The sequence below is a fragment of the Brachybacterium sp. GCM10030252 genome (assembly GCF_042666535.1).
Lineage (GTDB): Bacteria > Actinomycetota > Actinomycetes > Actinomycetales > Dermabacteraceae > Brachybacterium.
Genome location: NZ_JBHTDM010000012.1, coordinates 101,129 through 120,626, shown reverse-complemented (window position 1 = coordinate 120,626; position 19,498 = coordinate 101,129). Strand labels below are relative to the sequence as shown.

The following is a 19,498-nucleotide window of genomic DNA, read 5'->3' as shown; positions in this document are numbered from 1 at the left end:
GCCGTCGGCGCTCAGGCCTCGGGGTCCGAGTGCTCGGCGGGGAGGAGCAGGCCGTCCCAGAAGCCGCGCAGGCGCTCGTCGCCGACGGCCAGACGCGCCCGCGGACGCCAGGTCCACGCGGCTGCCCACCCCGCATGCAGAGCGATGTACCCACCGATCGCCGTCATGATGAACATCGGCCACATCTGGGTCCCGATCGCGGCCGCGCCGCCGGAGATGGCGATCACCAGCGCCTCCGCACCCGCCAGCGCATACAGGCCCGCGCGCGTCAGGCGTCCGGCACGACCGGCCGCGGGGTGGGAGACGAGCACGGCAGCCGGGCCAGCCCGTCGCCGCTCGGCGCGGATCCCGCCGATGACCGCGACGATCGCAGCGAGCAGCAGTGGCAGGGTCAGCACGACAGGGAGCGCGACGTCGTTCACGCGGTGCTCATCACGGGGTGACGAGAGAGCGTGCGACGGTCAGGAGGTCATCGACCCGCCGCTCCAGGTTGTCGATCTCCATGGCCTCAGGCCCTCTCGCTTTCGACGCGTGCCAGAATGCGTGCGATGAACCGAGTGGCCGGCTGGGCGCCGGGGGCCTCGTCCGGATGCAGGTCGGTCACGGCCGTCAGCGTAATCGGACCTGCGTGAGCAGGGCACGCCGGCTCACGCGGCGGCCGTCCAGTTCTGGGCCGTCTGTCTTCCGGGCTTATACCGTCGGGGCTTGAATGGTCCGATGCCGCAGCACAGGCCAGGAGGGAGGGCGCATGGCGGGCTCCGGCGAGGTCGCGCTTTTCCGCGCACCCATGCGCTCCCGGGACGATGACGTGCCGGACGGGTCGGGCGTCGCGCGAGCCCTGCGCGAGGGAGTCTGCGGCATGGGCGGAGTCCTGCAGCGTCCGCCCAGCTCGCTGGACGAGGCGATCACTGCTGCAGCCGCTGAGCACGACGAGCGGCTCGCGCGCCGCCTCGAGCGATTCGCGGAAGCACCCGAGGGTGCCTTCGTGTGGACCCGCGATGCCGAGGGCCACTACTGGCTCGGGCCGATAGCCGGCCCCTGGCGGTACGACGAGCGGCAGGCCGCCGTGGCCGCCGATCTGGTTCACGTGCGCGCGTGCAACTGGCGTGACGAGCCGATCGATCCCCGCAGTGTGCCCGCAGCCGTCGTCACCACCTTCGCCCGCGGTGGCCGGAACTGGCAGCGCATACGGTCGGCAGCGGCTTTCGAGGCGACAGCTGCGCTGTAGACGCCGGCTCACAGGTCGTCGAGCCGCCGCAACAGGTAACCGGCGACTGGGGGCGTGGGGAACGGGCACCGGGTCACTGCCCGATACGCTCCTGCGCCTGCGTGCCCACTGGCGAGAAAACGTTGACCAGGTTCCCGTCGGGATCATGGAACAGCAGGGACCGGTTGCCCCACGGCATGGTCGTCGGCTCCTGCACGAACGTCGCGACGATGCCCTGCAACCGGGCATAGGCCGCCTCCACGTCCGCGACGAGGAGATCGAAGGTGACCGAGTGATTCGCGCCGGCGCGGACCGCACCGGCCAGCAGCGGGGCGGTCTGGGAGCTGGCGATGGCGAGAGTGCCGGTGTCTGTCCGCAGCTCGGCGAACAGAGGATGGAGGCGGGTCGCGGCGACCTCGGTGATCTGCTCGTAGAAGGCCACGAGACGGTCGACGTCGTCGGTGATGATGCGGGTGGCGGCAAGCTGCATGAGTGAACTCCTGATCGTGAGCGGCCCGGGCACGGGCTGTGGTCTCGACGCTATGGGAGCTTCCGGTCAGAAATTGCCCGGTATTGAGAGAGACTTGGAGCATGCCAGGCCCTTCCGCGCGAATGCTCCGGTTGCTCGAGCTGCTCCAGTCCGCCCAGATACGCACTGTCGGGGAGCTGGCCGAGCTTCTGGAGGTCGACGAGCGCACGGTGCGCCGCTATGTCGCCCACCTCGCGGAGATGGGCATCGAGATCGACGCGGTGCGGGGGCGCTACGGCGGGTATCGCCTGGCCGCTGGCTCCCGCATGCCGCCGGTCATCCTCGATGACGACGAAGCCGTCGCCGTGATCCTCGGCCTCCTGCGGGCACAGTCCTCGACCGGAGCACCCGACATCGACGCCCAGACCGCGCTGGCGAAGTTCCGGCGCGTCCTGCCCGCGGCGTCGGTGCGCCGGCTCGACCAGCTGATGGCCACCGCCGTGTTCGCCGACGCCCCGTCACCGCGAGAGGGGGCTGACGGCGACGCTCCCGACGGCAGCATCCTGCTGGCGCTCGCCGACGCGATCAGCGAGCGCCAGCCGCTCCAGATGCGCTACCGCAACGCCGACGGAGAACCCTCGCTGCGCACGGTCCATCCTTACGATCTCGTCGCCCGCGCCGGGCGCTGGTACCTCGTCGCCCTCGATGTCGCCCGAGGCGAGGAGCGCACGTTCCGCCTCGACCGCGTCCGCACGGCGCGCGCAGTGCCGGGCACCTTCGTGGCGCCCTCACCACGCGATGCGGCACGCCGCCTGGTCGACGGGTTCGCCGCCGCGGACTATCGCTGGCTGGTGCGCCTCCGCCTCCGCGCCTCCCGCGACCACATCCGCGCACACCTCCCGGACTCCGTGGCCCAGCTCCAGCCGTGCGACGGGGATGACGAGAAGAACGATCCGGGGGATGAGCCGTGGTCCCGGGCCGAGATCCGGGCTCAGCACCTGGATTGGCTGCCCGGGGTGATCGCTGCGCTCGGATGCCCCGTGCTCATCGAGGAGCCGGAGGAGCTGCGCGACCTCGCGCGCGTCGCGGCCGCCCGACTGCTGCGCGCCGCCGGCGACGAGGCGGAGTGAGCGCGACGCGGAGTCATGAGCTCGGCGGAGAGCGGTGAGCGCGACGAGAGGTGGCAGGCATGGTTCTCGTGCACCGTCGCGGGGCCCAGGGCCGGTGCGTGCCCGGCGAGAACTCACTCGATCCCGGGCCGTCCGCGGTTCCGTTTGATCTGCGCGCGGCGGCGTTTTCCTTCCAGTCGGCGACGCTGAGATCCCTTCGTCGGCCGTGTCGATCGGCGTGCCACCGGTGGGACCAGGGACTCGCGCAGGAGCGCAGCCAGGCGTTCCCGGGCGGCGGTGCGATTCCGGCGCTGTGCGCGGTTCTCCTCGGCGCTGATCGTGAGCGTCGTTCCCGAGAGCCGCGCAGCGAGCCGGTCCATGGCCCGTTCGCGCTGGGTATCGCTGAGCGCCGTCGTGGTCGCGAGATCGAGGCTGAGCTGGACGCGTGAATCTGTGGTGTTCACGCCCTGGCCGCCGGGACCGGAGGAGCGGGAGAACTGCTCGGTCAGCTCCGCCGCCGGGATCCGTAGACCGCGGGGCGCGCCGGGGCCCGGAGGCACGTACAGATCGTCCATGCCTCGAGTGTGCCCGGTCGCGAGGGGATCTGCAGAGCTCAGCGTGCTCGCTCACGCGCGTCGGCGCGGCGCAGCTTCTCCCGCAGCGACTGCCGATCGGCATCGGCCCACGGGCCGGACTCCGTGAGCGGGATATCGACCAGGAAGCGCCGCTCCGTCTCGGGGATGCGGGCCACCAGCAGATCGGGATCGCGCTCCGCGGTGGCGTACAGATCCGGTCCGTCCGCGTAGTAGGGGTCCGCCAGGACGAGCCGCCCTGTCCGATTGCGCATGACGTTGGACGGGTTCTCATCGAGGGGGCCGCACCATGGGAGATCGCGCCGGGCCTCGAGGTGGATCTCGGCCACCAGAGCCGCGAGGTCTGCGAGCTCGGGCTCTGGTGCCGCAAGGCGGGCCAGGAATTCCTGCGCCTCCGGGACGGACACCGCGCTCAGGCGCTCCATCAGCTGGAGATCACCGCCCCCGGCCAGCCGGCGGTGCGCGAACAGCTGCGGTACACGCCCCGTCGGGGCGGCCGCGCGGTACAGCCGCGCCGTATAGGGGCCGACGGGGTCGAAGGGGCTGAGTCGCGCGACGACGTCACCGTCCGGGGAGGCGAGCGCGATCGCCCAGTCACCGGCGCCGCACCGCGCCCATCCGGCACTGCGCAGTGCCCGCTCCACATCGGTGTGCGTGGAGTCGAGCGTGACCGCGTCGGTCGCGGCCCGCACCGCGGTGTCCATGGCGGTGACCATAGCGGCCCGGGGCCGCCGCGGCACAGCGAATAACCGCGCGGCGACGGAACCTAGTCCAGGCTGTCCTCCTCGCGCAGCCGGGGCTCGACGCGTCGCTCGGGGGAGTGGCCGGCCTTGTCGGCGTAGAAGGCGCGGATGCGATCCATGTCCTCGGCCACGTTGCCGGTCAGCTCGAAGGTCGGTCCGAGTCCGGTGGTCATCGTGGTGCGGTCGACGAATCCGAGAGTGACCGGAATTCCGGCCCCGCGGGCGATGCGGTAGAAGCCGGACTTCCAATGCGTGTGCTCTCCGCGGGTGCCGTCGGGGGTGACGACCAGGCCGAAGGTCTCGCCCGCGCGTGAGCGCTGAACCACGTCGTCGACCACCCGACCGGCATCCTCGCGGTCCACCGGGATGCCGCCGAGTGCGCGCATGATCGGGCCCCGCCAGCCGGTGAACAGGCTGTGTTTGCCCAGCCAGTGCAGCCGGATCCCGAGCCGCCAGGCGATGGCGAGCATGAACACGAAGTCCCAGTTGGAGGTGTGCGGGGCGCCGACCAGCACGGTGGGACGTTCAGGCTTGGGCTCGGTCACCAACCTCCAGCGGCTGATCGACCAGAACGCGCGGGCGGCGAGGTGGCGGAGCATGCGCTCAATCTAGAGCACGGGGGTGAGGATCCCGGCACGGGGCCCTCTGTGAGGCAGGGGCAGGACCGGGGTGAGCCGGACCGGGAGGGACCGGACCGGGAGGAGCCGTTCGGTGAGGCTGACAGCGACGGAGCAGCGGCGTCAGGCCTCTCCATCCGCCGTCGGCCAGGCATTGGGTCGGCAGCCCTGGAGGTCGATGCTCTGCTGCAGCATCACCGGCGCCGCGAGTCCGTCCCCGCCGCACGGGACGTGCTGATGGCCGAGGAAATGCCCCACCTCGTGGTTGACCAGGTACGCGCGATACTCATCGAGGTCGTCGTACGTCGGCGTCATGTGCGTCCAGCGATCCGAGTTCAGCGCGACATCCTCACCGATCCGGCAGCTCCAGAGCCCGTTGGTCCTCGCCGGCAGGCACATCTGATCGACGGTGGGCGGCGAGGCGAGGGAGATCGTGAAGTCCGCCTGGTCAGGGTCGGAGATCTGCTGGAAGTGGACGTCCTCGGTGCTCTGCCAGCCGCGGTCGTCCCCGAGGATCTCCGCGATGGTCCGTGCCGTCTCCTCGACGTCGATACCGATCCCGTTCTCGACGCGCAGCGCATAGGTGTGGACCGTCTCCGATGTCGGTTCGGCGCTGGTGACCGGCCGTGCCGTGGTCCAGGTGCCGTCGCCGACGGTGCCGGACTGCACGATCTCCTCGTCCCGCGCGTCCGGTTCGTCGGTCGACGTCGACGTCGGCGTTGCGGCCTCGGCGACGGCCGACGGGGTCTCGGTCTCGCTGGGGGCCGCGGGGCTCTGGTCACTCGGGCCCGGTGCCGGCGAGGAGTTCTCCGGCGGGGCGAACGGCGTGATGCTGAGGACCAGCGCCACGCCCGTGACCAGCACCGCGGCGGCGACGATCCCCGACCGGAGCAGGCGCCCGCGCCGGGTGAGGACGATCCGGGAACGGGCCGTTGATGTCCTGGGCACGCATCAACGATACGGGCTCGTCCGAGCGAACAGGCAGGCACGCCACACCGGGAACGACAACTGCCGAACTCTGTGATCGACCTGATGGAGAGCCGGGACCGGCGCCCGTCGGGACGCCGCAGATCATGCCCTCTCGCCGCGCAGAAGCAGCGTGGCGGTGATGACATCGCCGACATCGATCTGTTCGGCACGCTGGACCGCGACCTTGATGGGCAGCAGGAACCGCCCGTCCTTGGGCCACATCGCGGTCTCGAACTCGGTGTCCCCGATCGTGGCGACGACGGGGACCTGACCCCAGTACATGAACCCACGAGCGGCGTCTCTCACGTCGTGAGAGATGTCTGCCGGCAAGGGCGCGAAGACGTACGGGGCCGGGCCCCGCCACGGGATCAGCTCTGCCGTGAACTCCCACTCCATGGCTCTGAGAGTAGCGGCGGCGCGACCCCACCGCACCGGTGGGGTCGCGCCGTGCCATGCGGGACGACACGTGGCCGGGCTCAGCCGACCGCTGCGGCGGAGCCGGCGAGCGCCGGATAATCGGTGTATCCGCGCTCGTCCCCGCTGTAGAACCTCGTGGGGTGGGGCTCGTTGAACGGTCCACCGACGGCCAGACGGGCCGGCAGGTCCGGGTTCGCCAGGAACATCCGTCCGAAGGTGAGGACGTCGGCCGTGCCGTCCTCGAGGAGCGCGAGCTGCTTCGGACCCGTGGGCTCCGCCCCCGTGAACGGGTTCAGCACGAGCGTCGACGGCCACAGCGACCTGACTTGGTGGGTGAAGGCCCGCTGGCGATCCTCGAGCAGGTGCAGGTACGCCAGATCCAGGTCGGCGAGGCCGCGTACGAGGTGCTCGTAGACGCGGCGCACGTCCTCGACATCGGTCTCCTCGATCCCGTTCAGCGGATTGCCGGGGGAGATGCGGAAGCCGACGCGGTCTGCGCCGATCTCGCCGGCGACCTCGCGGGCCACGAGCAGGCCGAAGCGGGTGCGGCCCTCCAGGGAGTCGCCCCAGCGGTCCTGACGCCGATTGGTGTTCGGCGCGAGGAACTGGTGGATCAGGTACCCGTTGGCGCCGTGCAGTTCGACCCCGTCGAAGCCGGCGTCCACCGCGTGGCGCGCCGCCCGCACGAAGTCGCCGATCGTCTGCTCGATCTCCTCCTCGCTCAGCTCACGGGGCGCGGCGAGGTTCTTCTTTCCCTCGCTGGTGTGGACGTATCCCTCGGCCCGCACGGCCGACGGCGCGACCGGCTGCAGGCGGCCGGGGGTCAGCAGCGGATGGCCGATGCGGCCGGTGTGCATGAGCTGGGCGACGATGCGCCCGCCCTCGGCGTGCACGGCCGACGTGACCGATTTCCATGCCTCGACCTGCTCGGCGGTGTGCAGTCCCGGGGTGTCCGGGTATCCCTGGCCCACCTCCGAGGGCTGGATGCCCTCGGTGACGATCATTCCTGCGGAGGCCCGCTGGCGGTAGTACTCGGCGTTCAGGGACGTGACGGTGGCGCCGGGCCCGTAGGCGCGGCTGCGAGTCATGGGGGACATGGCGATGCGGCTGTGAAGCTCGATAGATCCCAGGGTGAGTGGTTCGAAAGCGATGGACATCAGGGAGTTCCTCTCGGTCGGGCGACGTGTCGCGCAAGTCAATGCTTCGATATCGAAGTAATACGACCATAGCAGTGCTTCGAGATCGAAGCAATGGGCATGGTGTCGAGCAGCGACGGCGACGTTCGAGGACAATGGGCTGATGGCTGAGGACCGACAGATCTCCCCCCGCGAGCTCGGGGTGTACTTCGCCCTGATGGAGTCCGCGACCCTGCTGCGCTACCAGGTCGAGCAGCAGCTCAAGGTCGATGCCGGGCTGGGGTACGTGCAGTTCGAGATGCTCGCGACCCTGGTCGATGCCGGGGGAGAGATGACGATGACGGCGCTGGCCGATCAGCTCGTCCACAGCCGCAGCGGTCTCACCCACCAGGCGGGGCTGCTGGAGAAGTCCGGGTTGATCACGCGGTCTCCGCACCCGAGGGACCAGCGGTCGACGCTGGTGCAAATCACCGAGGCGGGGCGCGACGCGGTGGCGACGGTGATGCCCGGCCATATCGCGATCGCGCGCGAACTGTTCCTCGACGAGCTGAGCCCCGAGGAGCTCGAGGCCCTCGACGCGGTGCTGCCCCGGGTGCGCGAACACATGCGGGCCAGTACCGAGGCGCGTTCGAAGCGATCTCGCTAGGACCCGCTCAGCTGTCCGCTTCCCGCAGCGCCCTCCCGGTCGCCGTCTCCGGCAGGCCGCTCACGGGGCCGGTGAACAGCACCGTCCCGCCATGGCGACCGGGACCCGGCCCCAGATCAATGACCCAGTCCGCCCGGCGGATGACATCGAGGTTGTGCTCGATGACCACGACGGTGTGGCCGTGATCGATCAACTCGTCGAGGACGGACAGCAGCGTGGTGATGTCCCGCAGATGCAGACCCGTCGTCGGCTCATCGAGCACGTAGATGTTCGGGGCGTCGGCATCCCGCAGCTCCTTGGCGATCTTCACCCGCTGTGCCTCGCCGCCGGAGAGGGTGTTCAGGGACTGGCCTAGCCTCAGATACCCCAGGCCCACGCGATCAAGATGCTGCAGCTTCGAACGGATGGAGCGGTCCTGGAGACGCTCGAGCGCCTCGGTGATGCTCAGATGCTCGATGTCGGAGATCGTGAGCCCGTCGAGAGTGTGCGAGAGCGCCTCAGCGGTGAATCTGGTGCCGTGGCATGCCGGGCACACGGTCTCCTGGCCGTCCATGAAGGCGAGGTCCGTGTACAGCACGCCGAGCCCGTCGCACTCGGGGCATCCGCCGGTGGAGTTCGCGCTGAACAGGCCTTCCGGGGCTCCGGTCTCACGCGCGAACAGCTTTCTGATCGCAGTCGCGATGCCGGTATAGGTGATCGGCGTGGAACGTCTGTTCGCGGCCACGGGGCGTTGGTCCACGACGATCGCCGGATGCTGGTCGACGAGTTCGGTCGCGAGGCTGGACTTGCCCGATCCTGCCACGCCGGTCAGAACCGTCATGACGCCGGTGGGGATCCGCTCGGTCACATCCTGGAGGTTGTTCCGCCGGGCGCTCTCGACGCGGACCCAGTCCCGAGGTACCCGCGGGGTCTGCACCGTGGGCCGCTGAGCGGCCAGGGCATGTCCTGTGGGGGTGTCGGCCTCGCGCAGCTGCTCGAAGCTGCCCTGGAACACGAGCCGCCCGCCCTGTTCGCCGGCACCGGGCCCGATCTCGACGATCTCGTCGGCCATCGCCATCAGTGCCGGATCGTGCTCGACCACCAGCACCGTGTTGCCCCGGTCGCGCAGCTGCTGCAGCAGTTCCGCCATGTCGGCGACGTCGCTCGGATGCAGGCCGACGGTGGGTTCGTCGACCACGTAGAGCATCTCGATCAGGCTCGAGCCCAGGTGCTTGACCGCCTTGATGCGCTGGGACTCCCCGCCGGAGAGCGTGGTGGTGGCGCGCGCGAGGTGCAGATAGCCCAATCCCACCGTGATCATTGCCTGGAGTCGTTCACGCAGCGCCTGCACGGCGGACCCGACCCCGGGCGCATCGATCCCGCGGAGCACGTCGCGCAGCTCGGGGATCTCCAGGCGGCTCATCTGCCCGATCGTGAGTCCCCGGACGGTGGCGATGCGCGCCGCCTCGTGCAGTCGTTCGCCCTCGCACTCGGGGCACGTCGCTGCGTGTGTGAACTCCTCGATCGTGCGGCGCTTGCGCTCGGAGGGCTCGTCGGAGGTGCGGAGGTAGATGCGCTCGAAGCGCTCGAGGACACCCTCGTAGTCCGACGGGGGCCTGGTCCCGAGCGCGGCGGCATGCTGCCCGCCGTACAGCAGGGCGTCGCGCTCGCGCTGCGTCCATTCCCTCAGCGGCGCCTCCGCGTCGAACGTGCCGATATCGGCATACTGCGCGTACCAGTAGCCGCCCTCGCCGAAACCGGGCAGCCGGATCGCCCCCTCGGAGAGGCTGCGATCCAGATCGAGGACGCGATCGACCGCCGCTGAGAGCACCTCGCCCAGCCCATCGCAGCGCGGGCACATGCCCGAGCGGTCGTTGAAGGAGAAGCAGTTGGACTCGCCGACGAATGGTGTGCTCAGTCGGGAGAACAGCAGCCGCAGATATGTCCAGGTGTCGGTGACGGTCCCGACCGTGGAACGAGCGTTGCCGCCCAGGCGTCGCTGGTCGATGACGATCACCGGCGACAGTCCGTCGATGGAGCCGACCTCCGGTCGGGTCCACTTCGGCAGGCGGTTGCGGGCGAACGGCGGGAACGTCTCGTTCAGTTCGGCGCCCGCTTCTGCGGCGATCGTGTCGAAGACCAGTGACGATTTCCCGGACCCGGAGATCCCGGCGAACACCACCAGCTGATGACGCCCGATGGTCAGATCGAGGTGGTCGAGATTGTTGGTGCGTGCATCCCGGATCCGGACCATGTGCTCGCGCATGAGGTCGACGGTAGAGCCAGACGCGGCCGGATCCTGGCCGCATTCCGTGCGAGGATCGCGGCGTGCCCGATGTGACCCGGCGGATGCTCGACCTGCTGACCCTGCTGCAGACCGGCAGGGAGTACTCCTGCGCCGGCCTGGCCGGCAGTCTGGGGGTCAGCGAGCGCACCGTCCGGCGCGACGTGGACCGGCTGCGCGGTTACGGGTACCCGGTGCGAACCCGCCCCGGTCCCGGTGGGCACTATCGCCTCGCGGCAGGGCGGGCGATGCCGCCTGTGATGCTGGAGGACGACGAGGCAGTAGCGATCCTGCTCGGTCTCGCGGCGTCCTCCGCGGGCAGTCCGGGCGAGCCGGGGAGCATCCGCGAGGCGGCCTCTCGTGCCTATGGCAAGCTCGAGCAGATCCTGCCCTCCCGGCTGACTCCGATGGTGACGTCGCTGCGCACGAGCCTGGAGGCCGATTCGTTGCCGACGGTCGATGCCGGGATAGCTGACATCTCTGCCCTCGCGACGGCTATCCGCGACCGCCGCGTGGTCGAGTTCGAGTATCGGCGGGCGGGTGACGCCGGAGCCTCGGAGCCGCCGAGTTGTCGGCGCGTCGAACCGCACCGGCAGGTCCACCATCTCCTGCGCTGGTATCTCGTGGCCTGGGACCAGGACAAGCAGGACTGGCGCATCTTCCGCCTCGATCGTCTCCGCGCGCTCCGTCAGCGCACGCAGACCTTCGAGCCGCGCTCCCTCCCGACCGGTACTGCGCTGGATCAGGTGCAGGCAGGGGCCAACCGTGACCGCACCAGGGTGGTGCTGACCGTCGAGGCGTCACCTGCCGAGGTCGCGGCAGCGCTGCCCTACGAGGCCCTGGAGCTGCATTCCGCTCAGCACGGATACACGCGCGTGGTGCTCCACAGCGAGAGCTGGCGATGGCTGCTGCTCCAGCTCAGCCACCTGGACCGCCCCGTCGTGGTCCATGAACCTCGGGATTGGGCCGAGCAGATCCGTCGCGTCGCCGGCACGCTGCTCCGGGACACGGGGCATCCCGGGTTCCGCGGCCCGGAATAGACTCCCCGAGGATGAGCGCATCGGACCCCGATACCACGGCTCGAGGACGCCTCGGGCCCGTCTTCTACGCCTCGCTGACCCTGTCGGTCGCCTTCGTGATCGTCGGGATGCTGCTGCCGGTCGCGCTCTCCGACTCTCTGGCAGCGATCCGCGGGGTCGTGGTCGGCACCTTCGGGCCCGTGTACCCGGTGACCGTGACGCTGCTGCTGACCTTCGTCGTCGTCCTCGCGTTCCTGCCCGTCGGGCGGGTGCGGCTGGGCGGGCCGGAGGCGGAGCCGGAGTTCGGCGCGGTGTCCTGGATCGCGATGCTCGTCAGCGCGGGGGTGGGGGTCAGCTTCCTGTTCTGGGGAGCGGCCGAGCCGCTCATCCACCTCGCCGAGCCGCCGCACGGCACCGCCGAGCCTGGCTCGAGGGAGGCCGCCCGCGCGGGGATGCGCTACGCGTTCCTGTTCTGGGGCCCGCACGCGTGGGGAATCTACGCGGCCGTCGCGATCGCCATCGGGTACGCGGGCTTCAACCGCGGCAGCGGCATGCTGGTCAGCTCCGCCTTGCGCCCGCTGCTGGGGCGGCTCGCCGACGGCTGGGCGGGGCACGTGATCGACACTCTCGCCGTGCTCGCGATCCTGTTCGGCGTCGCCACGTCCCTGGGGCTCGGCACCGGTGAACTCAACGCCGGCCTCGCCGACCGGTTCGGTGTGGCCGACTCCTACGGGGTGAAGATCCTGATCATCGCCGCACTGATGACGTTCGCGACCATCTCGTCCATGACAGGGCTCGGGCGTGGGATCCGATGGCTGAGCCTCGCCAACGCCGCCCTGTGCGGCGTGCTCCTCGTGCTCGTGCTCCTCAGCGGTCCCACCGCCGCGATCCTGTCGACGCTGAGCACCGGCGTCGCGGACTATGCGCGCGGGTTCGGCGGGATGAGCCTGGCGACCGAGGGCGGGGCGGGCAGCTCGTGGACGGGGGAGTGGATCTACTTCTTCTGGGCGTGGTGGATCGGATGGGCGCCGTTCGTCGGCACGTTCATCGCGCGCATCTCGCGGGGTCGCACCATCCGCGGCATCGTCGTCGGCGTCGTGCTGGCCCCCAGCCTGATCAGCGTGGTGTGGTTCTCGGTCTTCGGAGGCACCTCCCTCGAGCGGGAGCTCAGCGGCGCCGTCTCGGTCTCCGGCATCGCCGGGCAGGCGAAGTCTGTGGCAACGTTCGCGGTGTTCGACACGCTGCCGCTGACGGGATTCGTTCTCGCGCTGCTGGTCCCGGTCCTGGCGCTGCTGTTCATCACCTCAGCGGACTCGGCCTCGTTCATGCTCGGCAGCACCACCACCGGGGGCGGGCTGAAGCCGCCGCGACCGGTGCGCCTGATGTGGTCGTTCGGGGCGGCCTTCGCCGCGGTGCTGCTGCTCAGCGGAGGGCAGGACGATCTGCGCAGCGCCGCGGTCATCGCCGCGGTGCCCTTCACGCTGATCCTGCTCGGCCTCGGGATCTCCCTGGTCATGATGCTGTGGCGTGACCGGAGGCGGCCCGACGGATTGCAGCCGGGGGCAGTGTCGCGCTCGTGAGCGCGGCGCCGTCGGGCCCTCCGCCCCGCGACGGGCCCGACGGATCAGCTGTGGTGCGCTCGGCCGCCTTCAGCTCGCAGCGGGCTCCGCCTCCGCGGGGGACGACGGGCCGGCCTCGGACCTGCGCGAGCGCGCATCCCGGAGGAAGAATGCGCCGACGATGCCGAGGGCGGCGACCACTCCGGCCACGATGAAGGCGACATTGACGCCGTGGACCGCGCCGGCCATGCCGTACTTCTCGGGATCGCGCGCCGCCGCGGACATCACGGTCACCAGCACTGCGGTGCCCACCGAGGCGGCGATCTGTCGCAGCGTGTTGTTCAGTGCTGTGCCGTGCGGGATGAGGTGCGGGGGGAGCTGGTTCAGTGCCGCCGTGGTGACCGGCATGATCACCATGGCCGTGCCCAGCATGCGCACGCTGTTGACGATCGCGATGTAGGCGAACGTGGTCTCCGGGGTCAGCGTGGCGAGCATGAACGTGGAGACCGCAACCAGCGAGAAGCCGGGGATGGCGAGCCACTTCGCCCCGAACCGGTCGAAGATGCGCCCGGTGACCGGGGACATCAGTCCCATCACGACGGCGCCGGGCAGGAGCACGAGGCCGGAGGAGACCGCTGAGTGCCCGGCCATGTTCTGCATGAACAGCGGGATCAGCAGCATGCCGCCGATCATCGCGATGAACACGATCATGCCCAGCGCGGTGCCGAGGGTGAAGATGCGGTAGCGCAGCACCCGGAACTCGAGGAGCGGCTCGTCCAGGCGCAGCTGGCGCCGGATGAACCACGCCAGGGCGAGGGCGCCGACGGCCAGCGGCACGATCGCCTCGGGGCTGGTCCAGCTGGTGTTGCCGGCGTTGCCGAGGCCGAACAGCAGTCCACCGAATCCGACCGTGGACAGGATGACCGAGAGCACGTCGAGGGTCGGGAAGGTGCGCTCGGTGACGTTCTTGAGGATGAAGTGGGCGACGATCATGTCGATGACGGCGATGGGCAGCATCATCAGGAACAGGGTCTGCCAGGGCAGATGATCGACGATCCAGCCGGACAGGCTCGGGCCGATCGCCGGGGCGAAGGCGATCACCAGGCCGAAGGTCCCCATCGCCGTGCCGCGCTTCTCGATCGGGAAGACGACGAACAGGATGTTCTGCATCAGCGGCATGATGATGCCGCCGCCGGCCGCCTGGATCACGCGGCCCACCAGCAGGATGCCGAAGGCCGGCGCCACGGCGCACAGCAGGGTGCCCACGGTGAACAGGCCCATCGCGACGAAGAACAGGGTGCGGGTCGTGTACTTCTGGACCAGGAACGCGGTGACCGGGATCATGATCCCGTTGACCAGCATGAACGTCGTGGTCACCCACTGTGCGGAGACCGCGGTGATGCCGAAGTCGCGCATGAACGCCGGCAGCGCGGTATTCAGCAGCGTCTGGTTCAGGATGACGACGAACGCGCCGGAGACCAGCACCGCCAGGACGGCGTTGCGGTTGACCGTGCTCGGCGTCGCGGATCCGGTGTCCGTGCCCGTCCCTGGCGGGGCCGGCCTGCTGCTCTTCTCTGTCTCAGTGGTCACGCGAAGGTCTCCTCCAGGTCTGGTGCGGTCGGTTCGTGCGCCGGCCGGGATGGTGCAGGGTGTGTCGTCGTCCGCGGGCTGGGTGATCAGTGGGCGGGGGAGGGCTGTGCTCCCAGCAGATCGCCCTGTTCGAGGAGCGCGAAGCCTTTGTCGATCTGGCGTTCCAGGCTCTGCTCCCCGTCCGTGCTCCAGCGGCGCATCGCCACCCGCAGCGTGCTGACGGCGATCGCCGCGAGCAGGTCCGGGCGGAGGTCGGGCCCGGGGTCGGTCCCGAGCCTCTCGGCGAGGGCCTCGGCAAGGGCTCGTTCGACCCAGGCGTAGTGCGTGAGCTGGCGGGCCATCAGGGGCGGGTGCTCCTGGACCAGCTTCTTGCGCGCCAGCGCCCGTCGGCGACCCATGTGGTTCGTCCCGAAGAAGTCGCACTGGGCGAGTACGACGCGCAGCGCCTGCAGCGGCGACTCCTCGGAGGGGCGCTCCAGCAGCATCCGCTGGATCTCGTCCACGGGCACCGCCGGTTCGGCGACCAGGGCGTCCTCCTTGCGGGCGAAGTAGTTGAAGAACGTCCGCGGAGCCACCATGACGGCCTCGCTGATCGCTTCGACCGTCAGCGCCTCGATCCCGTGCTCGAGCGCGAGATCCAGGGCGCTGTCCTTGAGCGCCTGACGGGTCTCGAGCTTCTTCTGCTCGCGCCGTCCCACGGCTTCCTGTGCTGCGTCCGAGTTCCTCATTGATTTTTACAGTACGTGCAAGTTTGCACGGCATGCAAGGTTCGTCGTGTGTGCGCCTCATCGCGTCGGGGTTCGGGACGGCGGCGGTGCGGCCGCGTGCGAGGGGTCGGCGGGCGCCGGGCCGTGCCCGCAGCTGAACGCCCCTCAGGCCGTGCTCGACCCTTGACTGGTGTACGGTGTACACCTACGCTCGAGGTGTACGCAGTACACCTCTGATCGGGAGCATGCCATGCGTATCGAACCTCTCGCCCTTCAGGCGGCCGCGGCGATCGCGGCCGTCGCCGCCGGCACTCTGTTCGCCGCGATCCAGTTCATCCATCCGCCCGATGAGCTGGCCAGCGTCACCACGCCGGCCTGGGCCCTCGTGGCCGCGCTGACCCTGGCCATGGCGATTCTCGGGCTCGCCGGTGTCAGCGGCGCCTATCTCCGTCAGGCCCGCCGGTCCGGCGTACCGGGCCTGGCCGGATTCCTGCTGCTGGCCGCCTTCTATCTCCTGACCGCGATGGTCACGTTCGTCGAGGCCCTCGTGCTTCCCGTCACCGCGGAGGAGGCTCCCGGCTTCACCATCGACTTCATCGCACTCGCCGGAGGCGGGGAGGTCACCGGGGATCTCGGGGCACTCACGGCACTGGGGCCGCTCTCCGGTGTGCTGTTCATGGGCGGAGGCGTGCTCTTCGGCGTCGGCCTGTGGCGCTCCCGGGTCCAGCCGCGCTGGGTGGCCGTGCTCATCGGGCTCGGCGCGCTGGTTCAGCTGGCGACCTCGTTCCTGCCGCATGAGCTGCATCGATTCGCAGCACTCCCGTTCGCGCTCGCCCTGATCGGCCTCGGCCTCATCTGGCGGCCGCGCCGCGGTCGGACGGACTCGAGCCCGCGCTCGGAAGCCGCCGTAGTCTGACCCTCCGACCCGATTCGAGGAGGGACATGGCACCGGCCGACGGACGTACCCCCGTCACGCGAGGGCGCGCACTGCGCGAAGCGGTGGCACTGGCCGACGAGGACGGGCTCGCAGCGGTGACCATGCGCAAGCTGGCGGCACGTCTCGGCGTGGTCCCGATGGCGCTGTACAAGCACGTCGAGGGCAAGGAGGGTCTCCGGGACGGGATGGTCGACGAGCTGGTGTCGAGCATCGCCCCGTCGGATCCGTCCCTGGCGTGGAATGCCCGGGTGCGGCACACGGTGCTCGCCGCGCGGGAGCTGGTCCTCGCCCATCCCTGGCTGCGGACGCTGATCGAGACCCGCACCCGGCGCACCCCCGCCGTGCTCGAGCACATGGAGCGCGTGACCGGAGCGTTCCTCGCCGGAGGGTTCTCCCCGGATCTCACCCACCATGCCATGCACGCCCTGGGGCACCGCATCTGGGGCTTCAGCCCCGAGGCCTTCGACGCTCCAGGCGTCCCGGACGCGGCGACCCCACCGCCGGACCCCGAGGCGCGAGCGCAGATGGTCGATCGGATGGCCCGGCAGTATCCGAGCATCGCAGCGGTGGCCCTGGCCACGGTCGGCGACGACCTCTCCCGGCTGGATGCGGGGTGCGACGAGCAGTTCGAGTTCGAATTCGCCCTCGACCTGCTGCTGGACGCCGTCGAGCGGCTCCGCGACGCCGGATGGTCCTCGCCGCGCCGCTGAGCCGCTCGCCGCAGTCTGCTCTCGCCGGCGACGCCCGGGCCGGTCAGCTCTGGCGGCTGCGGCGCAGCATCCAGAAGCCGGCGCCCAGGGCCGCGAGGGCCAGAGCCGCCACGCCGGCCGCTTCCGTGCCCGTACGGGCGAGCGTTCCCTCTGCCGAGGGGCCGGAGTCGACGGCGACGGCGTCGGAATCCGAGGAGCCCGGGACGGTCACGGTGACCGTGCCGTCACCGGCCGGGTCGCTCTCGCCGCCGGCGGGCTCGCTCACGCTGCCGGCGGACGGTGCCGGGTCCTGCCCCGCGTCTGCGCCGTCCCCGGTGCCGGTCCCCGGGTCGCCGGTGCCTGCGCCGGTGTCATCGCCGGTTCCCGGATCCGTGCCTCCGTCGAGTTCCGTACCCGGTTCCGTGCCCGGGTCGGTGGCCTCGCCCGCAGAGCAGTCCAGCCCGGTCAGCTCGGCTGCGCGCAGCGAGTGGCCGTCGGTGTCCGCGTCATCGGCGTAGTAGATCGCCAGGGTGCCGTCGGTGCAGGCCTCCAGCGGGGCGAGGGCCACGCCCTCGTTGGCGATGTTGTCCATCCCGGCGGGACGGGCGGTGCGCTCGGAGGCGGTGACCTCACCGGCCGTGAGGTCGTAGCTGACCGATTCGCCCTCGCAGGCCTCGTCGCAGAAGGCGCGCAGCGTCCCGGTCGATTCCTGCAGATCCAGCGCCATCACGCCGTCCAAGGGGGAGGCGAGCGTGGCGACGAGCTCGGCGGACCCGTCGGGCATGAGCGCGAGGGCGTACACCTCGCCCGTCGCCTCGAGCGCCACGAAGGCGTAGGCCTCGGCGCCGGCGGGGACCTCGCCGCCGAGGTTCGACAGGGCGCTGGCCGGTGCGACCTCGATCGCCTCGAGGCCTGCGTTCGCCGCCGTCTCCGGCAGCAGTGCGGTGAGGTCCCATTCGGCCTCGGCGACCAGTTCGTCGGCCCCCTCGGCCGCGGCCGGGTCGTAGCGCAGCACGGCGTTGTGGCTGGTGCCGCCGCTGTCATTGTCGCGCTCGATGGACTGGTAGAGCTTGCCGTCCTCGCCGTAGGAGATGCCCTCGCCGTCCGGCGTGCCGGTGCCGTCCGGGAAGCGCGTGGGGATGCCGCCCGCGGGCCAGCCCTCGGAGGGTGCGAACGTGCCGTCGGCGTTCTCGACGAGCCGGGAGATCTGGCCGGCATCGTTGTTCGTCGCCCACAGCACCATCTCACCGTCGATCATCGCGGCGTCCAGCCCGGAGAGGTCCTCGCCCCATGCGGCCTCGTCATCCAGCACGGCGACCTCACCGCTGGTGGGCAGCTCCGCGGCGGGCTCGGGCTCGGCGCAGTCGTTCGGCTCGCCCGGGGTCGCGCTCGCCTGGGGGACATACTCGTCCTCGCACAGGCCGTTGCTGGGGGAGACGTGCTCGCTCCAGGAGGTCTCGCCGAGCTGCGCGCCGTCGGGAGCGAACAGGCGCGCCGCGTCCTCCCCTCCCAGGCCGAAGCCCAGTTCGTCGCCGGTGATCAGCAGCAGCCCGCCGGGCTCGAGCGTGGTCCCGGCCGGGATCTCGTAGGTGTGCTCGTCGTCGTCATCGCGGACGACGTATCCGCCGAGGTCTGCCGTCTCATCACCGGTGTTGCGCAGCTCGACGAAGTCCTCGCCCTGGGAGCCGGTCTCGTTGATGACCACCGGGGCCGCGCAGTTGTTGGCGGCGCCCTTGGTGGGGAGCATGCTGAGCTCGAACGCCCCCGTGCCGTCGGCGCAGCGCTGCAGGGAGGGCTTGGCGTGCGTGTCGTCCGCCCAGTCGGCCGTATCGACCAGGGTGCCGGTAGGGGCGAACAGCCGGGCCATGTCGCCCTTGCCCAGTCCGAAGCCCAGCTCGTCGCGGTCGACGACCACGTACTCGCCGGGTTCGATCACGGTGCCGTCGGTGAACACCGAGGGCTCCTTGGTGTCGTCGTCGTCCAGCAGGTACCAGCCGCTGAGATCCACCGGCTCGGAGCCGGTGTTGGTCAGCTCGACCCAGTCGTCGGGATCGCCGCCGTTGGAGACGACCTCGTTGATCACCACGGAGTCCTCGCCGGGAACGGGCTCTGCGGGCTCGGTGGGCTCATCCTCGGGCATCGGGCCCGAGTTCTCGGCGCCCTGGGTGACCTCCTCGGCCACGACGAGCTCTCCGTCGATGACGATGTACGTGGTCTCGGCGTGAGAATCCCACGCCACGGAGTCCACCTCGGTCGTGCCGTCGGGCAGGTACAGACGCGCCTGGTCGGACTTCCCCAGCCCGAAGTCGAAGCCTCCGTCGCCGTCGGTCTCCTCGCTCTCGAGCACCAGATGCGCACCAGGGGCGATGGTGGTTCCCTCCGGAACGGTCCAGTCGCGGTCGTCCTTGTCATCGCGCAGGTGCCACCCGGAGAGATCGATGGGCTCGGAGCCGTTGTTGACCAGCTCGACCCAGTCGGGGCCGTCGCCGCTGGACTCGACCTCGCTGATGCGCACGTCGTCTGCCGGGGCGGCGAGCGCCGGGGCGAGGCCGATACCCAGAGCGGCGGGAACCGCAAACAGGGGAGCGGCGAGAGCGAGCGCGGAGAGGCGCAGGACAGGGCGGGGGCAGCGGCGCAAGGGCGCTCCTCGGATCGGGATGTACTGGGCGACCTGGACATACGATCACTGCCAGGTGAACGCAGAGCGTCCTGGGCGTGACCGACAGCGGACGGGCCGACGGGGCCGACGGGGCAGGCGGTCCGCGCCGACCGGGGCCGGGCGGCCGTCACGGACCGGGTGGTCGCCACGGGAATGTTCGCGGCGCGTC

The 19,498-nt window shown here is 70.5% G+C and carries 19 protein-coding genes; 7 read left to right on the top strand and 12 right to left on the bottom strand.

All coding sequences use genetic code 11. The features are described from left to right. Window positions 1-11 precede the first annotated feature (11 nt). Window positions 12-422 carry a hypothetical protein gene (locus tag ACFQRJ_RS12395; protein WP_377019442.1) on the bottom strand — a complete coding sequence of 137 codons (411 nt, stop codon included), beginning with the start codon at window positions 420-422 and terminating at the stop codon, window positions 12-14. 326 nt (window positions 423-748) lie between these two features. Here ACFQRJ_RS12395 and ACFQRJ_RS12390 point away from each other — a divergent pair, with 326 nt between their 5' ends. Beyond that, a complete protein-coding gene (locus ACFQRJ_RS12390; protein ID WP_377019440.1) occupies window positions 749-1,228 on the top strand; it encodes a GAF domain-containing protein in 480 nt (159 codons plus the stop codon). 73 nt (window positions 1,229-1,301) lie between these two features. Here the strand turns inward: ACFQRJ_RS12390 and ACFQRJ_RS12385 are convergent, their stop codons facing one another. Next, the gene (locus ACFQRJ_RS12385; protein WP_377019439.1) at window positions 1,302-1,697 is read right to left on the bottom strand and encodes a VOC family protein; all 396 of its coding nucleotides are present in this window, start codon (window positions 1,695-1,697) and stop codon (window positions 1,302-1,304) included. 101 nt (window positions 1,698-1,798) lie between these two features. Here ACFQRJ_RS12385 and ACFQRJ_RS12380 point away from each other — a divergent pair, with 101 nt between their 5' ends. Then, window positions 1,799-2,806: a helix-turn-helix transcriptional regulator gene (locus ACFQRJ_RS12380; protein ID WP_377019438.1), complete on the top strand. Its 1,008-nt coding sequence runs from the start codon at window positions 1,799-1,801 to the stop codon at window positions 2,804-2,806. A 113-nt stretch (window positions 2,807-2,919) separates the two neighbouring features. On the opposite strand, the gene arfB is transcribed toward ACFQRJ_RS12380, so the two are convergent. The 6 genes from arfB to ACFQRJ_RS12350 all read right to left on the bottom strand — a co-directional run bounded on the left by arfB (window position 2,920) and on the right by ACFQRJ_RS12350 (window position 7,281). After that, window positions 2,920-3,360, bottom strand: coding sequence for an alternative ribosome rescue aminoacyl-tRNA hydrolase ArfB (gene arfB / locus ACFQRJ_RS12375; protein WP_377019437.1), 441 nt, complete (start codon window positions 3,358-3,360; stop codon window positions 2,920-2,922). Between the two features lie 38 nt (window positions 3,361-3,398). Further along, window positions 3,399-4,082, bottom strand: a complete 684-nt coding sequence (locus ACFQRJ_RS12370; protein ID WP_377019436.1) for a hypothetical protein — start codon at window positions 4,080-4,082, stop codon at window positions 3,399-3,401. A 62-nt stretch (window positions 4,083-4,144) separates the two neighbouring features. After that, complete coding sequence (locus tag ACFQRJ_RS12365) at window positions 4,145-4,720, bottom strand: 1-acyl-sn-glycerol-3-phosphate acyltransferase (RefSeq protein WP_377019435.1); 576 nt, start codon at window positions 4,718-4,720, stop codon at window positions 4,145-4,147. Window positions 4,721-4,861: 141 nt separating this feature from the next. Then, entirely contained in the window at window positions 4,862-5,686 is an 825-nt protein-coding gene (locus ACFQRJ_RS12360; protein WP_377019434.1) for a DUF3152 domain-containing protein, read from the bottom strand. A 123-nt stretch (window positions 5,687-5,809) separates the two neighbouring features. Then, complete coding sequence (locus ACFQRJ_RS12355) at window positions 5,810-6,103, bottom strand: DUF1905 domain-containing protein (protein ID WP_377019433.1); 294 nt, start codon at window positions 6,101-6,103, stop codon at window positions 5,810-5,812. Window positions 6,104-6,183: 80 nt separating this feature from the next. Beyond that, window positions 6,184-7,281 carry an alkene reductase gene (locus ACFQRJ_RS12350; protein WP_377019432.1) on the bottom strand — a complete coding sequence of 366 codons (1,098 nt, stop codon included), beginning with the start codon at window positions 7,279-7,281 and terminating at the stop codon, window positions 6,184-6,186. A gap of 142 nt (window positions 7,282-7,423) precedes the next feature. On the opposite strand from ACFQRJ_RS12350, the gene ACFQRJ_RS12345 reads away from it, so the two are divergent. After that, window positions 7,424-7,906 (top strand): MarR family winged helix-turn-helix transcriptional regulator, encoded by a 483-nt coding sequence (locus ACFQRJ_RS12345; RefSeq protein ID WP_377019430.1) that lies wholly within the window; start codon window positions 7,424-7,426, stop codon window positions 7,904-7,906. A 7-nt stretch (window positions 7,907-7,913) separates the two neighbouring features. Here the strand turns inward: ACFQRJ_RS12345 and ACFQRJ_RS12340 are convergent, their stop codons facing one another. Beyond that, window positions 7,914-10,151 (bottom strand): ATP-binding cassette domain-containing protein, encoded by a 2,238-nt coding sequence (locus tag ACFQRJ_RS12340; protein WP_377019429.1) that lies wholly within the window; start codon window positions 10,149-10,151, stop codon window positions 7,914-7,916. Window positions 10,152-10,213: 62 nt separating this feature from the next. On the opposite strand from ACFQRJ_RS12340, the gene ACFQRJ_RS12335 reads away from it, so the two are divergent. Beyond that, entirely contained in the window at window positions 10,214-11,209 is a 996-nt protein-coding gene (locus tag ACFQRJ_RS12335) for a helix-turn-helix transcriptional regulator (RefSeq protein ID WP_377019428.1), read from the top strand. 11 nt (window positions 11,210-11,220) lie between these two features. After that, window positions 11,221-12,768, top strand: a complete 1,548-nt coding sequence (locus ACFQRJ_RS12330; protein ID WP_377019427.1) for a BCCT family transporter — start codon at window positions 11,221-11,223, stop codon at window positions 12,766-12,768. A gap of 69 nt (window positions 12,769-12,837) precedes the next feature. On the opposite strand, the gene ACFQRJ_RS12325 is transcribed toward ACFQRJ_RS12330, so the two are convergent. After that, window positions 12,838-14,337 (bottom strand): MDR family MFS transporter, encoded by a 1,500-nt coding sequence (locus tag ACFQRJ_RS12325; RefSeq protein WP_377019426.1) that lies wholly within the window; start codon window positions 14,335-14,337, stop codon window positions 12,838-12,840. An 86-nt stretch (window positions 14,338-14,423) separates the two neighbouring features. Continuing rightward, the gene (locus ACFQRJ_RS12320; RefSeq protein WP_377019425.1) at window positions 14,424-15,065 is read right to left on the bottom strand and encodes a TetR/AcrR family transcriptional regulator; all 642 of its coding nucleotides are present in this window, start codon (window positions 15,063-15,065) and stop codon (window positions 14,424-14,426) included. Window positions 15,066-15,294: 229 nt separating this feature from the next. Between ACFQRJ_RS12320 and ACFQRJ_RS12315 the strand changes: the two genes are divergently transcribed. Continuing rightward, complete coding sequence (locus ACFQRJ_RS12315; protein ID WP_377019424.1) at window positions 15,295-15,960, top strand: hypothetical protein; 666 nt, start codon at window positions 15,295-15,297, stop codon at window positions 15,958-15,960. A 26-nt stretch (window positions 15,961-15,986) separates the two neighbouring features. Then, window positions 15,987-16,691: a TetR/AcrR family transcriptional regulator gene (locus ACFQRJ_RS12310; RefSeq protein ID WP_377019423.1), complete on the top strand. Its 705-nt coding sequence runs from the start codon at window positions 15,987-15,989 to the stop codon at window positions 16,689-16,691. Between the two features lie 43 nt (window positions 16,692-16,734). Here the strand turns inward: ACFQRJ_RS12310 and ACFQRJ_RS12305 are convergent, their stop codons facing one another. Then, window positions 16,735-19,308 carry a lamin tail domain-containing protein gene (locus ACFQRJ_RS12305; protein ID WP_377019421.1) on the bottom strand — a complete coding sequence of 858 codons (2,574 nt, stop codon included), beginning with the start codon at window positions 19,306-19,308 and terminating at the stop codon, window positions 16,735-16,737. Window positions 19,309-19,498: the final 190 nt, after the last annotated feature.

Coding starts and splice junctions, on each gene's coding strand:
- ACFQRJ_RS12390 (WP_377019440.1), top strand. CDS start 749: ATGGCGGGCTCCGGCGAGGTCGCGCTTTTCCGCGCACCCATGCGCTCC.
- ACFQRJ_RS12365 (WP_377019435.1), bottom strand. CDS start 4,720: ATGCTCCGCCACCTCGCCGCCCGCGCGTTCTGGTCGATCAGCCGCTGG.
- arfB (WP_377019437.1), bottom strand. CDS start 3,360: ATGGACGATCTGTACGTGCCTCCGGGCCCCGGCGCGCCCCGCGGTCTA.
- ACFQRJ_RS12340 (WP_377019429.1), bottom strand. CDS start 10,151: ATGCGCGAGCACATGGTCCGGATCCGGGATGCACGCACCAACAATCTC.
- ACFQRJ_RS12355 (WP_377019433.1), bottom strand. CDS start 6,103: ATGGAGTGGGAGTTCACGGCAGAGCTGATCCCGTGGCGGGGCCCGGCC.
- ACFQRJ_RS12315 (WP_377019424.1), top strand. CDS start 15,295: ATGCGTATCGAACCTCTCGCCCTTCAGGCGGCCGCGGCGATCGCGGCC.
- ACFQRJ_RS12320 (WP_377019425.1), bottom strand. CDS start 15,065: ATGAGGAACTCGGACGCAGCACAGGAAGCCGTGGGACGGCGCGAGCAG.
- ACFQRJ_RS12310 (WP_377019423.1), top strand. CDS start 15,987: ATGGCACCGGCCGACGGACGTACCCCCGTCACGCGAGGGCGCGCACTG.
- ACFQRJ_RS12380 (WP_377019438.1), top strand. CDS start 1,799: ATGCCAGGCCCTTCCGCGCGAATGCTCCGGTTGCTCGAGCTGCTCCAG.
- ACFQRJ_RS12385 (WP_377019439.1), bottom strand. CDS start 1,697: ATGCAGCTTGCCGCCACCCGCATCATCACCGACGACGTCGACCGTCTC.
- ACFQRJ_RS12370 (WP_377019436.1), bottom strand. CDS start 4,082: ATGGACACCGCGGTGCGGGCCGCGACCGACGCGGTCACGCTCGACTCC.
- ACFQRJ_RS12350 (WP_377019432.1), bottom strand. CDS start 7,281: ATGTCCATCGCTTTCGAACCACTCACCCTGGGATCTATCGAGCTTCAC.
- ACFQRJ_RS12330 (WP_377019427.1), top strand. CDS start 11,221: ATGAGCGCATCGGACCCCGATACCACGGCTCGAGGACGCCTCGGGCCC.
- ACFQRJ_RS12345 (WP_377019430.1), top strand. CDS start 7,424: ATGGCTGAGGACCGACAGATCTCCCCCCGCGAGCTCGGGGTGTACTTC.